At 40.3% G+C, this 14,471-nt stretch carries 17 protein-coding genes and 2 other annotated features; of the genes, 5 read left to right on the top strand and 12 right to left on the bottom strand.

The features are described 5' to 3' along the window. Window positions 1–276 precede the first annotated feature (276 nt). Entirely contained in the window at window positions 277–1,224 is a 948-nt protein-coding gene (locus F7732_RS06655) for an alpha/beta hydrolase (RefSeq protein WP_151573152.1), read from the top strand. Window positions 1,225–1,365: 141 nt separating this feature from the next. On the opposite strand, the gene F7732_RS06660 is transcribed toward F7732_RS06655, so the two are convergent. Beyond that, window positions 1,366–1,704, bottom strand: a complete 339-nt coding sequence (locus F7732_RS06660; protein WP_151573153.1) for an iron-sulfur cluster biosynthesis family protein — start codon at window positions 1,702–1,704, stop codon at window positions 1,366–1,368. A 133-nt stretch (window positions 1,705–1,837) separates the two neighbouring features. On the opposite strand from F7732_RS06660, the gene F7732_RS06665 reads away from it, so the two are divergent. Next, entirely contained in the window at window positions 1,838–2,056 is a 219-nt protein-coding gene (locus F7732_RS06665) for a CDGSH iron-sulfur domain-containing protein (protein WP_151573154.1), read from the top strand. A gap of 373 nt (window positions 2,057–2,429) precedes the next feature. On the opposite strand, the gene F7732_RS06670 is transcribed toward F7732_RS06665, so the two are convergent. Next, on the bottom strand, window positions 2,430–2,765 hold the full coding sequence (locus tag F7732_RS06670; RefSeq protein ID WP_151573155.1) for a YolD-like family protein: 336 nt from the start codon (window positions 2,763–2,765) through the stop codon (window positions 2,430–2,432). Between the two features lie 21 nt (window positions 2,766–2,786). Then, on the bottom strand, window positions 2,787–4,046 hold the full coding sequence (locus F7732_RS06675; RefSeq protein ID WP_151573156.1) for a Y-family DNA polymerase: 1,260 nt from the start codon (window positions 4,044–4,046) through the stop codon (window positions 2,787–2,789). Between the two features lie 186 nt (window positions 4,047–4,232). Here F7732_RS06675 and F7732_RS06680 point away from each other — a divergent pair, with 186 nt between their 5' ends. Further along, window positions 4,233–4,439, top strand: coding sequence for a YqzH family protein (locus tag F7732_RS06680; RefSeq protein ID WP_151573157.1), 207 nt, complete (start codon window positions 4,233–4,235; stop codon window positions 4,437–4,439). Between the two features lie 80 nt (window positions 4,440–4,519). Here F7732_RS06680 and F7732_RS06685 read toward each other — a convergent pair whose 3' ends face one another. From F7732_RS06685 to F7732_RS06705, 5 genes are all read right to left on the bottom strand, one after another. Then, a complete protein-coding gene (locus tag F7732_RS06685; RefSeq protein WP_240056554.1) occupies window positions 4,520–5,002 on the bottom strand; it encodes a hypothetical protein in 483 nt (160 codons plus the stop codon). A 207-nt stretch (window positions 5,003–5,209) separates the two neighbouring features. Then, window positions 5,210–5,923 (bottom strand): hypothetical protein, encoded by a 714-nt coding sequence (locus tag F7732_RS06690; protein WP_151573158.1) that lies wholly within the window; start codon window positions 5,921–5,923, stop codon window positions 5,210–5,212. 153 nt (window positions 5,924–6,076) lie between these two features. Next, window positions 6,077–6,196, bottom strand: coding sequence for a DUF4023 domain-containing protein (locus F7732_RS06695; protein ID WP_151573159.1), 120 nt, complete (start codon window positions 6,194–6,196; stop codon window positions 6,077–6,079). Between the two features lie 66 nt (window positions 6,197–6,262). Further along, window positions 6,263–7,051, bottom strand: a complete 789-nt coding sequence (locus tag F7732_RS06700; protein ID WP_151573160.1) for an SDR family NAD(P)-dependent oxidoreductase — start codon at window positions 7,049–7,051, stop codon at window positions 6,263–6,265. A gap of 82 nt (window positions 7,052–7,133) precedes the next feature. Continuing rightward, window positions 7,134–8,102, bottom strand: coding sequence for an MBL fold metallo-hydrolase (locus F7732_RS06705; RefSeq protein ID WP_151573161.1), 969 nt, complete (start codon window positions 8,100–8,102; stop codon window positions 7,134–7,136). Window positions 8,103–8,467: 365 nt separating this feature from the next. After that, window positions 8,468–8,692: a binding site (T-box leader), on the top strand. 51 nt (window positions 8,693–8,743) lie between these two features. On the opposite strand from F7732_RS06705, the gene proC reads away from it, so the two are divergent. Beyond that, window positions 8,744–9,574: a pyrroline-5-carboxylate reductase gene (gene proC, locus F7732_RS06710; RefSeq protein WP_151573162.1), complete on the top strand. Its 831-nt coding sequence runs from the start codon at window positions 8,744–8,746 to the stop codon at window positions 9,572–9,574. A 77-nt stretch (window positions 9,575–9,651) separates the two neighbouring features. Beyond that, the gene (gene namA / locus F7732_RS06715) at window positions 9,652–10,671 is read left to right on the top strand and encodes an NADPH dehydrogenase NamA (RefSeq protein ID WP_151573163.1); all 1,020 of its coding nucleotides are present in this window, start codon (window positions 9,652–9,654) and stop codon (window positions 10,669–10,671) included. Window positions 10,672–10,758: 87 nt separating this feature from the next. Here namA and F7732_RS06720 read toward each other — a convergent pair whose 3' ends face one another. From F7732_RS06720 to F7732_RS06735, 4 genes are all read right to left on the bottom strand, one after another. Continuing rightward, complete coding sequence (locus tag F7732_RS06720; protein ID WP_151573164.1) at window positions 10,759–11,619, bottom strand: aminoglycoside phosphotransferase family protein; 861 nt, start codon at window positions 11,617–11,619, stop codon at window positions 10,759–10,761. Window positions 11,620–11,723: 104 nt separating this feature from the next. Continuing rightward, window positions 11,724–12,029, bottom strand: coding sequence for a putative quinol monooxygenase (locus F7732_RS06725; protein WP_151573165.1), 306 nt, complete (start codon window positions 12,027–12,029; stop codon window positions 11,724–11,726). 185 nt (window positions 12,030–12,214) lie between these two features. After that, window positions 12,215–13,558: a sodium-dependent transporter gene (locus F7732_RS06730; RefSeq protein ID WP_151573166.1), complete on the bottom strand. Its 1,344-nt coding sequence runs from the start codon at window positions 13,556–13,558 to the stop codon at window positions 12,215–12,217. 125 nt (window positions 13,559–13,683) lie between these two features. Continuing rightward, window positions 13,684–13,910, bottom strand: a binding site (T-box leader). Window positions 13,911–14,070: 160 nt separating this feature from the next. Next, window positions 14,071–14,436, bottom strand: coding sequence for a PH domain-containing protein (locus F7732_RS06735; RefSeq protein ID WP_151573167.1), 366 nt, complete (start codon window positions 14,434–14,436; stop codon window positions 14,071–14,073). Window positions 14,437–14,471 lie beyond the last annotated feature (35 nt).

A 14,471-nucleotide genomic window follows, 5' to 3' on the forward strand; every position in this document is an offset into this window, starting at 1 on the left:
ATACGGAAACTCCTATGCACTTCTTCAGTTGCTTTCCAGTATATTCAGCCTGGTTCCTATCAAAATTTTTCATTTTCCTATCAAGCATAAATTTATGTTAAGTTTTCTCCTTTTCTACATATCTGTTTTCCCTCTGCATAAGACTATATGTGCAGAGATCACATGCTTTTATCAGTCTGAATAAATTGTGTAATTTTACATTTTTAGGCTAATTGATAGTTTATTTTTTCTTGTTAATGGTAAAATAAAAGAAAAAGACATAAAGGAGAAATGAATATGAGACGACTTCTCCGTTTTTTGCTTTCTTTCATTCTCTTTTTGACTACTCTGGGGGTTTATTTTTCAAATCGCCTGATGTATATGAAGAAGAAGGATGAAAACTTTATTTTAAATCGTGAAAAAGAGGCTGGCCGATTTGATCCCCTTGCCTTCGAAAATCTTCCTAAAAGAGAAGTTTCCATCTCTTCCCCTTTTGGCTATCCATTAAAAACGATTATTGCTGAACCACATGACCGGAAAAAGTACATCATTATTGCACACGGAGTAACCGAAAATAAGATGAACTCGGTTAAATATATGAATATCTTTCTGAAGCGAGGCTATAATGCGGTCATTTATGACCATCGGCGTCACGGTGAATCAGGAGGAAAAACAACGAGCTATGGACATTACGAAAAGTTCGACCTTCAGGCTGTTGTTCAGTGGCTGAAAGCGGAGAAGGGCCCAGATGTTCAAATTGGCATACATGGTGAATCGATGGGAGCTGCGACTATGCTGCTATACGCTGGTATGCTTGAGGACGGAGCAGACTTTTATATCGCTGATTGTCCTTTTTCCGACTTTGAGGAACAGCTTTCTCATAGACTGAAAACGGAAATGAAGCTGCTGCCTCCGAAATTGTTCATTCCGCTTGCGGATTTATTTATACGAGTGCGCCAGCGGTATTCAATAAAGGATGTATCTCCAATATCGGTGATTGAAAATATTCAAAAGCCTATTCTTTTTATTCACAGCCAATTGGATGATTTTATCCTGCCAACCATGACCGAAGAACTTTTTCAGCGCAAACAAGGACCAAAAAAGCTCTATTTGGCGACAAACGGCATTCATGCCCAATCGTATAATGAAAATAAGGAAGACTATGAGCGTGTTATTGATGAATTTTTGGATGAGTATGTCGGTGCAAAAAATGAGCGTATGGAAGCATTATCCAGCAGCTCGTAGTTCGCTTATCACAAAAGCGCAAGCGTTTTGCTCAGCCCCGACAAGCTTAAGACCTCGAGGGACCAGGCGCTGCACACTGTTCTAAGCTGAAAAAAACCGGCATGAAGACACTTATCATACAAGCTCTTCATGCCGGTTTTTTTATACACTTGCTTTTTTCGTTTGATCAATCAGACTCATACGCGGGTTTAAATACTGATTAGGACTTTTCAGCTGAAAGCAGTTCGCTGCTTCAGAAAAATCAATAATGAGTTTTTCATCAAGAAAGACAATTTTAGACTTTTCAATATATATACTGCCTGAAGTAGTCACAACCTCAAGATCATCGCTGTCGAGTTCGTCTACAAGCCATAATGCTGCCACACCGCTGACAACACAGCCGCATCCCTCTGTATCATATTTCAGTTTCAAAAATCCTTCTTTACCCTCTAGTCGCTCTTTTAATTTAACGGCTGCTGTTTCTGTAATTTTAATTTCCATGAATTCTTCTCTCCTTTCATGGCTGAATATGTTATTTTAACATATTTCTTGTCGCTGCTTCTGCTATTTTGCTTTTGGCTGTTGCTTTCTGTCTCTCTTCCTTATACCATTATTGCGAGGGGGATGAGAAAGTATGCAAAAAGTACAAATTAAAGTAAATGATAATGGTTCGCTCCGCATTACGGGTGACGTGGAGTTAATTGACGCAGAAGGAAATCCGTTTGAGACAAAGCCAGCATTTTCGCTTTGCCGCTGTGGGTTAAGCGCAAAAGCTCCATTTTGTGACGGAAGCCATAAAGGCAAGTTTGAATCTGCCGTTCGTGCACCAAAGCCAGAGGGAGCAGAAGAATAAGATTCCACATGCATATGTTTTCAGTATTCTTTCTGAGGGCATATGCATTTTTTTTCATACGATCAGGCAGCTTCCATCTTGTCTTAAGCTTGTCGTCCCTGGACAAGCGCCTTCCGCTTTTCTTTGTGTCTAGCTCCGTCGGCTAGCCGCTCGAGGTCATAAGTCAATCCGTTCAGAAGGTTAAAGAACAACCTTCCGCCCGGCTCGCCTTATGCTTGTCGCGGCTGGGCAAGCCGCCTCCGCTTTTCTATTTGTCCAGCTGCAGGCGCTAGGGACTCGAGGTCTTAAGCCAATCTGACCTAAAGGTTAAAGAACAACCTTTATGCCATCTTGTCTTAAGCTTGTCGTCCCTGGGCAAGCGCCTTCCGCTTTTCTAGTCATCCGCTAATCGCACATCAACTACACTGCTTAAATCGATGCGGTGAATTTCATGAAATCGGTCAACAATGTGAAGGCGTTTGTTCATTTCATCCCAGAAGTGGATGGTTCCCATCGTCAGCTCATACTTCTGGCGCCGATAATGTGTGATCACCACATTGCGGTTAAATTCCATCGCTTCCGCCAGCACTTCATTCAGCCTCTCCACTTCCTGTTCATCAAGCTCTTTCTTTTGTTCGTATTGATCCTCAGCTGCCCAGTCACGCAGCATCTTCACATGTTCTGGCAGCATCATGGCTGTCCATTTAATTCTTCCCCGATCCCGAATCATGTCAAACACCCCTTGTCCTTGTTACATTTTATGCCCGCCTACGAGTTTGGCGCGATGCCTTGCTGTGCCAGCCTCTGTATAGGAAACCGCCCGAAGAAGAGCAGCCGATCCAAAACGCTTGCGGATTCCATCCATTGTGTAGCCAAGCTTTTTTCTGCGCCATTCATCCAAATCAAATAAGCTTAGCTGCAATTCATGATCATCTTCAATATTGCTTAGTGACATCGTAATCTTCCGCACCGTTTTTCCTTCATAAAACTGCTGAAATAACTCCAGACAAACATGATAAACATCCATCGTGATATTTGTCGGCCGCTCAATCGTTTTTGAACGATAAAAGCCTCCTCCCAGTTCATCCTTGCTATAGCTAACTCCAAAACTGATCGTCCGGGCTGTTTTGCGGTGTGCACGTGCCCGTCTTGTTACTTCTTCGCACATTTCCAGTATCACATTTTTAATTTCATGCTCTTCTTTATAATCTCTTAATAAAATTTGACCTTTGCCAAAGCTAATCTGCCCTTCCATAATTGGAGCCCCAATCTCAGACAAATCCACACCCCATGCATGGAAATAAAGCTGATTGCCCATAATCCCAAATTTCTTCTCTAGCTTTTTCAAATCATAGCGAGCCAGCTGTCCGACCGAAAAAATCCCCATGCTGTTCAGTGTTTTTTCTACTTGGCGGCCAATTCCCCACATTTCTCTTAATGGAGAGACATTCCAAAGCTTCGTTTGCACATCATCGTACGTCCACTCTGCTATGCCTTTTCCTTTTGCTTCGAGATCAAGGCATAGCTTTGCCATCAGCATATTGGGACCAATGCCAATTGCCGACGGAAGCTGAAATTCCCGTTCAATGTCATCCTTGATCTTTTCCGCAATGGTGATCGCGTCTCCCCATAAATGCAAGACGCTGTCAACCTTCAAAAAGCTTTCATCCACACTGTACGTATGAATGTCCTCCTTTGGCACATAACGGTTAAATACACGTGTAATTTCAGTCGAAACCCGCAGGTACGTCGCCATCTTCGGCTCTTCAATCCTGATGCGCGGATCGTTCGGAACTTCAAAAAGTCTCGAACCCGTCTTGATGCCGAATTCCTTCTTGACCTTTGGAGATGCTGCAAGTACAACACTTCCCTTGCGCTCATGGTTGCCTGCAATGACAAGATAGCAGTTCAGCGGATCAAGCCCCAGCATGACAGCCGTACAGCTTGCATAAAAGCTTTTCATATCAATGCATAAGATTTGCCCTTGCGGCAATGAACGATAATCCACCATAGAGGTCCCTCCACCTTGCTTACACATACAACACTTATCAAAAACGAACACGCGTTCTATTTATATATACCCATTATAATAAGCGAATATACGTTCGTTTTCAATGGAAATTTTACGACGAATTTCTTATATCCCCCTCTGCTGCCAGACAGAAAGCCGTTATAATAGACAAGAGGTGACACAAAAGTGGAAAGACGGTATGTATATAAAATGGTGCAAAGCTGCCTTGGACAATATAACTGGGAGAAGGATTCAATTCCCTGCGAAAGCACAGAATTTGCGGAGATTTATGAGAAGGTTATGAACGTAAAAAAAGAGGAACCTGAAACGAATTTGCATGATATTGTCAGCGATATTGTGTATGGATATGTGACGGGTTCGCCGTATTTTTAAGATCTGCTGCATTTTAATGCGGGTGGGGTTTAAACAAAATTAGGGAAACCGAGATTAAGGTTTCCCCTCCATATATGGACTTATCTTTTTGTGTCTGCCTGAATGTCTATAACAAATGTGTAGGAAACCGTTCCATTAGCCCATTCTGCTAAGGCTTCATAGATATACTTCCCTTTACCTGAGGGAACAATTATTTGATTAGCGTCTTGTTCGATTTCTTTTTCTCTTCCATTTTCGTTCCATAAATAAACTGTAATAGTTGGGTTTTCCTCAATCTTAATCTCCACTGTTTCATTGGGGTTAACGCTAATTGGTTTCATGTGGTCTGCTATTTGATAAGGCGAGGCGTGATCTGTTGCCACTACTTCTGTTTCTAAACCTTTTTTTCTTTCCCAGTGATAACCACCCTCTTCCATCTGATGCTCTATCCCGTTAATGATAATTAACCCTGTCATAGTTGGAGGAAATTCACTGTTTAAATCTTCAGTTCCTATATTTGCATCACTATTTGAACAACCCATTATCAAAATGATAGATAATGCTAAAATCATTTTTAATCTCAATATATCCCTCCTTTACTGATTTGACGATTGTTACTTTTTAAAGTTTCACTTATTTTTCATGCAGCTCCACTTGCAGCACCAACCCAGAATGTTGATTAAATATCGAACATTCAGCTGCAGCTATTAACGATTCACATTTCTATAAAAATTATGCAAGATAAAAAGCACTGCTTGTATGCAGTACTTTTTTTAAAATCCTACTCTTCATTAATCCATAACCCATTGAATTTGATGGGCATCTATAAATTTAGTACTCTCTCTTGTCGATAGATCCAATATATAAGTATTGCCCACAGAGTCAGCAAAGATCCCTTCTAAAATGGTTCCGATCGGCGTAAAATGTTCCATTGAACGATAGACTAAATAGTTTCCATTTGGTGAAAATCCAATAGAGTCATAGCCTGTAAATTTTTCATCATAAATTCCGTTAAATTTCTTTAGTATGCTTTCGTTTCCGTTCTCAGAAAGATAAAGGGAGCCTTTTTTGGAAGTAACAGAAAGATCCTGATTCTCGTTCTGCAGATAGTCCGTGCCCATTTCCATTACATCTGCTTGGAGTACAGTCGGATTGCTTTCTCCTGCTTTTAGGGAAAACAAGCTCCAAGAGCCGTTATTCATCGCAATAAAAGTAAAAGTTTCACTTGTACGATCATAATAAAAATCGATAATATTATCATTAAAATCTCCGTAACCGTCATTTCCTTTCCCCTTATGGCTATATACTAAGGTTTTGTGTTGTAAAGAGGCATCCGATTTAAATAATGTTAATATACCATCTACTCTTTCGGTAAAGTAAATCGTCCCTTCTAAATCAGACAATAAATCTGAATTTGCACTGCGCGTAAAAAATTGAAAAGCATTTAAGAAAATAACCAAAATTAAAATAAGCAATAAACTTGCTAAAACCACCTTTTTCTTCACGAGTTCACCTCTTATAAATTCCAAATATCATGTCAAAATCCTTATAATCATTTTACTATAAATACCAATTTTATATAATTATAAATATGAAAAGACCGCATATAAATGCGGCCTTTTCAGTTGGAGTTTATGATATCTTATTTACCTTCATGATTAGTGCTGCTTATTCGGAAGCTTTTCGCTAGCGTGCTTCTTACTTTGACGCTCTTCATTCTTTTTGGCTTTTTCCTGTCTTTCGTTCAATTTTTCAACAAATTCGTGTGTATTATCCATATGAAAGTCCCCCTTTTCGGAATTCATTTTTAATGTATCCTGATGAGTGAAGTTCATACAGATGCATTACTTTTTATTAAAGGCACGCCTGCCGGCTTTTTCAAATAATCCCGGAAAGAGCGCAAATATTTTACTGCCGAGATTCATCCAGCCTGGCAGATTAATTTCACGGACAGGCCGTTCCATCGCGGCTACAACTCTTTGTCCAACATACTCAGGCTTCAGCATATATCTTTGAACATTTTTTACATATGTCCCCTCTGTATCGGCTGTTGCAAAAAAATCAGTTGCAATTGGTCCAGGATTAACAGCTGTGACATGGATGCCAGAGTCCGCTACTTCCATCCGCAGACTGTTTGTAAATCCTAAGACTGCGTGTTTCGTTGCAGAATAAACACTGGATTTTGGTGTCGCAATTTTGCCGGCCTGAGATGCAATATTGATAATTTGCCCGCTTCTCCTTGCCCGCATGCCAGGAAGCACTGCGTTTGTGCAAGAGATCAGTCCAAAGACATTTACAGCAAACATACTCTTTACTTCATCCATCGGCACTTCATGCGCATGGCGAAAAACGCCAAATCCAGCATTGTTTACAAGAATGTCTACATGGCCAATATCCTTATGTATTTGCTCAAAAACCGCCTGAACTTGATCTGTATCGGAAACATCTAAAGCAAAAACAGATATAATTGCACCATATTTCGCTTCCCAATCTGCCTTCATCTGCTCAAGCTTGCTGACAGTTCGGGCAAGTAAAACAAGACGGGCTCCCTGCTCTGCACAAAGCTCAGCCATTTTAGCGCCGATACCGCCAGAAGCTCCTGTTATGACAATATGCTTATGTTTTAAACTCAAAAGTAAATCACCTCAATTAGCATAGTAAAGAAACAAGCCAGCAAAGCCACACAGGCTTAGTTTTTTTCCTTGTGCAGCTAAATTATCCTTTCACACAAGTATAAAGAAATGCTGCTGCTTCTTTATTAATACTAATTTCTCCTAATGCCTGCAAATAGTCAAGCTGGGCAATGGTTTCGGAAAGGGTTAGGGCAAGCTCTCTTTCATAAACAGAAGGAAAAAGCCGTTTACACACTTGAAAAATCGTAAGCGCTTCCTCTTCAAGCCACTCTTTTACCGTCATAGCACGCTCATGCTGGCGTCTTAGGCGTTTATCAACTAATTCATGTACATTTTCAATATCTTCACCGTGACCAGGATAGACCAATGAAATCGGCAGCTTCTTCAATTTTTCAAGAGATTCATTAAACTGAAGCTGAGGCTTGGGACGCTCATCACTGCCTGGAAGCGGCGGCTCTAACAATGGATTGGCTGAAATATGTGCAAGCAAGTGGTCACCGCCAATAAAAATTCCATCCTTTTCGCGGATTAAGCCAATATGGCTTTGTGCATGGCCTGGTGTTTCAATGACAGTCCAGCCTTCAAGTCCCGGAATGGAATCTCCCTCTTCCAGCACGCCTGTTAAAGAACGGCTGCATGCAAAGCGCAATGTCCTTTTTAACAAAGGGATCATCATTTTATATTTCTCAGGAATCCCAAACTCTGCAAATAATTTAAAATAAAACTCATCATGTGCCTGCAAAAATTCATCTGTACGATTAAGCCATCTTTCATTTAAAAAGTGCCCATAGACTGGAAGATCCTTAGGGAAATAATCAAGCAGACCTGCATGATCAGGATGGTGATGTGTCAGTATCACTTGTTCAATATCACCTGGTGTAAGACCCAGTTCCCACAGCTGGCTTTTTAAAACCTGCCATGCCTCTTCTGTCTTTGGGCCGGCATCAACTAAAGTCATCCTCTCTCCCCTGATAGCATAAACATGAACATCACCAACAGGAAAAGGTGTCGGCACTGTAAGTTTAGCCACTCCATTTTTCCATCCTATCACGATCATCACCCTTTATTATGGTTATATAATTTGATTCATTTGGAGACCGCCTGTGCAAAATCTCTATGTTTCATTTCTGTCCAAATACATTACAACATATTTACTCTTATAAATTTTATGTATGAAATTAGTTTACCTTTCTTCCGAACAATTGTCATTATTTTCACATAATAATAAAAGGTATGAAATAAGCATTTACATTTAATTAACCAATTATCCCTTGACAACTTAAGTCGTTTCTTAGATAATCACTGTAAAAATCCACAATATTATAAAAATTAAACACTCCAAAACAGAAGCCATATAAAAAACTTCTGAAGAACTTCTATAAAGAATACCTGCAGAAAACACCCTAAAACTAAATAACAAAAGCAATGAATAAGACTAGTAAATGGAAAAGCGCAAAAGAGAGTGAAGCCCACCGGCTGAAAGGCTTCATTGCCCCCTTGACCATTGAACCTGCTTATGAGCTGTCAGGGAAACCTGCTACCGTGCTTCGGCGTTAACGAAATTGAGATGCTTTTTACATGCTGCATGGTAAAAAGCAAATGAAGGTGGTACCACGGAAGATCAGTCCTTTCGTCCTTTACAGGATGAAGGGACTTTTTATTTTTATCAAGCAAACGAAAGGAGCAAAAATTATGAAAAAGCTTGCTGTTGTAGGTGCTGGATCAATGGCAGAAGCCATTATCGCGGGCATTTTGGAAAGTAACCTTTTAAAGAGTTCGCAAATCTATGTAACGAATAAATGCAATCAGGAAAAGTTAGAGGAATTGAGTTCAAACTATCATGTAAAGACAGGGTATGACATGCAGCAGATCTTTACAGATGCTGACGCCATCATGTTAGCCATGAAACCAAAGGATGCGGCAGACGCAATTCGTGCGATTAAAGACCATTTAACCTCTGATACGCTGATTATCTCTGTTTTAGCAGGTGTATCCATCAGCAGCATCGAGCAGCTGGCCGGGAAGGAGCTTGCTGTTGTAAGAACCATGCCAAACACATCTGCAGCCATCGGAAAATCAGCAAGCGCATTGGCCATCAATGAACGGGTATCAGAACAGCAAATGCACAAATGCAAAAAAATCTTTGAAACCATAGGCTTCACTGCGATCGTGGCAGAAGAACAGCTGGATGCTGTTACAGGATTATCAGGAAGCGGCCCGGCTTATGTTTATTATCTGGCTGAGGCGATGGAAAAAAGCGCAAAAGAAATTGGACTTGATGATGAAATGGCAAAAGGACTCATTGTCCAAACGCTGATCGGTGCAGCCGAAATGCTGGCAAAATCCCACAAAACACCAGCAGAATTACGCAAAGCCGTTACAAGTCCAGGAGGCACAACTGAAGCTGGGATACAGGTGCTCGAGGCAAATGAGGTGCAGCAATCGGTTATTAATTGTATTAAAACAGCTGCGGAGCGGTCAAAGCAGCTTGGTGAAAACTTTAGCAGCAAAGTAAAAGTGTAAACCGCAGAGCTGAATTTTTTCCAATTGCACGCCCTCCTGCTATACTGGGATTATTGAATGAAAAAGGAGGCAAAGCAATGAGCACAAAGCTTTTTTCACCAATTACAATTAAAAATATCACGATGAAAAACCGCATTGTCATGGCGCCAATGTGCATGTATTCAAGCCATAATGAAGACGGAAAGGTAGAAAACTGGCACCGTACTCACTATACAACGAGAGCAGTCGGCGGGGTTGGCTTAATCATTATTGAAGCAACAGCCGTAACGGCGCAAGGCAGAATTTCTCAGCAGGATTTAGGCATCTGGAATGATGAACAGGTCGAAGGATTGCGGGAGCTAACATCATTAATGAAGGAAAATGGTGCTGTTTCAGGCATTCAGCTAGCACATGCAGGCAGAAAAGCTGTCATTGAAGGGGACATTATTGCCCCATCACCGCTTGCCTTTAATGATCAAATGAAGCAGCCGCTGGAAATGTCAAAAGAAGATATTGTTGAAACTGTTGACGCGTTCCGCAAGGGTGCAGAGCGCGCCAAGCATGCTGGATTTGATGTGATTGAAATTCATGCAGCACATGGATATTTAATTAACCAGTTCCTTTCACCTCTATCCAACAAAAGAACAGATGAATATGGCGGCAGTGCTGAAAACCGCTACCGATTCCTGAAAGAAATTATGGAAGCAGTTAATACAGTCTGGGATGGACCTCTCTTCGTCCGTATTTCCGCTTCTGATTACCATGAGGAAGGGCTGACACCTGAAGATTATGTCACATTCTGTACATGGCTGAAAGAGCAAGGTGCAGATCTAATTGATGTCAGCTCAGGTGCAGTGGTTCCTGCAAGGATACATAGCTATCCAGGTTATCAGGTGAAATTTGCTGAAACAGTTAAAAACGGTGCAAACATTGCAACTGGAGCAGTCGGTCTAATCACGACTGGCATCCAAGCTGAAGAAATCCTGCAAAATGAACGAGCAGACATGATCTTTATTGCACGGGAATTGCTGCGCAACCCCTATTGGCCGCGTACAGCAGCCAAAGAACTTGGCGCAGAGATTGAATCGCCGAAGCAGTATGAACGAGGGTGGCTGTAAAATAATTTATCAGTAAAATAGATGATTGCATAGATAAACGCACAGTAAAACATTGCTGTGCGTTTATCTTATCTCACAAAAATGGTATTACAGTAGCTTTTTTAAGATTTCCAGGTTTTCTTCATAAAAAGCAGCATTCGCCTTCATCCCGCGCCGTTTGCACCAGCCGATGCTATTAAACGCATCTGTAAAACGATAAAAAGGCAATACTGCCTCTAAATCAATCAAGGTTCTGACACTATTGTAGCCGTCTTTATATGCTTTGTATTTCGCAGAATCCAAACTTAAAAAATCACGGTATAGTTTAGTAAAATCGATTTCGGTGGAACCAAATCGTACACTTTCAAAATCGAGTATGCCTGAAACCTTATCATGATCTACTATAATATTAGCTGGGCGAAAGTCCATATGTATAAAGCTTGGTCCATCTGGTGAAGGAAGTTCCTTCTTCATCTTCAGAAACTTTGATATAGCTTTATTGTATAAATCCTTATCCAGCACTTCTCTTACATCCTCAGCAAAACTATTAAATTGCTTTTCAATAAAAATCGGCCAGTCTGAAAATTCATTTTTCAAACCAGTCAGCACTTTCCCAGCGGGAGGCTGTACGGAATGCATTTTGGCATGAATGACTCCCACCTGAAAGGCAACTTGCGGTGAAGCTTGCGCAGTTAATACATTCCCTTTTAATTGTGATAATAAAAAAGCGCCAGGACATTCCTCATCTCCAGACCAATAATCGAGCATTTCAGGAATAGCTACTTGACCTTTCAGAATTTCATAGGCCTCCAGTTCCCGCTGAAATTTCAATTGGGTATAAGGAATTTTTATAAAAACAGTCTCTCCATTAAGCAGTGTACATTTATATACGGCCGAACTAAAAGAATCATCAACCTCATTAACAGACAATAGTTGCACACCAAATTGGCTGATTATTTTGTCTAACATTCAGATCACCTCTATTCCCTCAACAGGCGTAATGCTATATGGTTCTGTTTTTAAAAGTTTCGAAACAGCACCTCAGCCGCAAAAGCTATAACAGCCGGCTACAATCAGATTCCTTTGCCGCCCATTGTCTTTAACGTGCTGATCCTCTCCATTCCGGAAATGATTGGTTTCGCTTTGCTTATTAACGTTTGAGTTGCTTCAAGCTTTAAAGAGGCTTGATGAGCGTTTTCGCTGCTCCACACTTCATACACGTATACACAATCAGGTTCGCCGTCAGCGGTGTTCACTAGGTAGATTTCGCAATCATCCAAATCCCTCATCGACTCTGCTGCTTCCAGCAAAATTTCCACCATCGTGTCACGCTCGCCTTCTTTTACAGTAAACTTGCCAAACAAACTGTATTTGCTCATAATCGGCCTCCTTATTTTGACTATCGCAGTTTGTTTCTCCAAACAAATCAAATATCCTTTAAATAGTTTTAATTTTTCGTAAACTTTTTCGCTTCAAATTCCAATTAGTACATCACAGGAAACCAGATAAATCAAAAAGCGCACCAATTCTACAGAATCGGTACGCCCTAATAAGGTTAAACGTTTTAAATGACTCCTAGCACATCCAAAAATACAACAATAATAACGAGTGGAACAACATATCGAATAAGGATAAACCAAACCTTAAACAGGCCATGTAAAGATTTTGATCCTTGAACGACTTCGCTTGTCAAAAGATCCTTCTTCATTTTAAAGGATACAAAAATAGAGATAAGGAAAGCACCAATTGGCATGAGTATATTGCTGACAAGGAAATCCGCACCGTCAAAAATGGTTTTTCCAAAAATCATAAAGTCTGATAACACACTATAAGATAGCGCCGACGGAATACCGACAATAAAAATTGCTGCTCCCATCAACCATGCCATTTTCCCTCTCGACTTGCCAGGATTCTTGCTTGTGATCGCCGCGACGACAATTTCCAGCATGGAAAACGCAGAGGTAAGCGTAGCAAACAAAAATAATAGAAGGAATAAAAGTAAAAATACTTGTCCAAACATCAGTTCATTAAAGACAGATGGAAGAACAATAAACAATAGTCCTGGACCTTGTTCCGGTTCGAAGCCTAACGAAAAGACTGCTGGAAAAATCGCTAAACCAGATAGAATTGAAATAAATAAATTCATCCCTACTACAGAAACAGCCGGCTGCACAAGACTCTCTTTTTTCGATAAGTACGAACTATACGTTACCATAACCGATACCCCAACACTTAACGAGAAGAATGATTGACCCATTGCATAGAGAACACTTTCAGACGTAATACTTGAAAAGTCTGGCTTTAAAAAGAAAGACACACCTTCCATTGCATTCTCTAATGTTAAAGAGCGTACAATCAAAATGACAAATAAAAGAAATAAAGCAGGCATAAACACTTTATTCATTTTTTCAATTCCATTTTGCACTCCTCTTGAAATAACAAGAACGGTTAAGATTAGAAAAAGAGCTTGAGCTCCGATCGCTGTGTATGGATTCGAAACAGCTTGATTAAATAATTCCTCATACCCATTTTCATAGCTGCTTCCCGCTCCGGTCACTGCATAATACAAATATTGAATAATCCAGCCGCCAATTACACTATAAAAGGACAAAAGAAGAAAACAGGCAAACACTCCTAAATAGCCAATCCAATGCCATTTCGTATTTGGTGCAATTTGCTTATATGCTGAAATTGCTTCCTTGCCAGTGCTTCGTCCAACGATAAACTCTGCAAGCAGCAGCGGCAAACCGATTAAAACAGAAAATAATACAAATAAAAGAATAAATGCGCCTCCACCGCTCATTCCTGTTACATACGGAAGCTTCCATATTGCTCCAAGCCCGATGGCTGAGCCTGCAGAAGCTAAAATAAATCCAATTCTTGATGACCATTGCTCATTTTGCTGCATGTGTATTCCTCCTTGATTATTCCTCTATCTTTTTTAAACCTGCCTCTGGCTAGCCTAAAAGGGCAATGCCAATGGCCTAGTTGTATTTATACTTTTGAAAACACAAAAAAGCCACAATGCATCCTGAAAGGGACGTGCAAATTGCACGCGGTACCACCCTTTTTGAAAGCATGTGACTTTCCACTCGAAAATATAACGGTTAAAACCGCCTTGTCTGAAAAAACACGCGTGTAATCGACAAGGAAAGCTCAAAGAGTGAAATTCATCTTATTTATGTGCCGGACTCTCACCAAACGCCGGCTCTCTATAACAGGGAAATAAGACTTAATAGGATTCTTATCATCGCTTAAATCATATGATGTTTTAAAGTATAAATGTGATTATAGTATGGAGTGCAGTAAGAGTCAATGATAAAATTTTGAAAATATTCGATTCTTTTAATAAAAATACAAACGAGCTTGATGCCCATTTATAAATACAGATACAATAAAAGGTTATTTCAGAATCATTTTTTATAAAATATATTTGGCAATCAGCTTATCTAGCTTTCGAATATCTACTTTTTTGTTTAAATTCAATTTAAAATGGCCCGCTCTGGTCCACAGCTCAAGCTCTGCATTAAAGTCGAGCCTGCCAGCGTTTTCGGTGGAGTACATCACAATTGATTTAAAAGGAATGGTATAAATCTCTGTTTTCTTGCCTGTGATTCCTTGGCGATCTGCAATAATCAGCCGTTTGTTTGTGATAACGGCAACATCACGGATGGTTTTATACGCCGTCTCTGCATATTCACCCTCAACTAATAGATGCTGGACATCTTCGGGCACAGGTACTTCTTCATGAAAGGTCCAAGCCATAATTGTATTCATTTCTGCCATAAATCAAGATCACTCCCGTAACTGTCATATTTAGG

Source organism: Bacillus mesophilum (genome assembly GCF_008923265.1).
Lineage (GTDB): Bacteria > Bacillota > Bacilli > Bacillales > Cytobacillaceae > Cytobacillus > Cytobacillus mesophilum.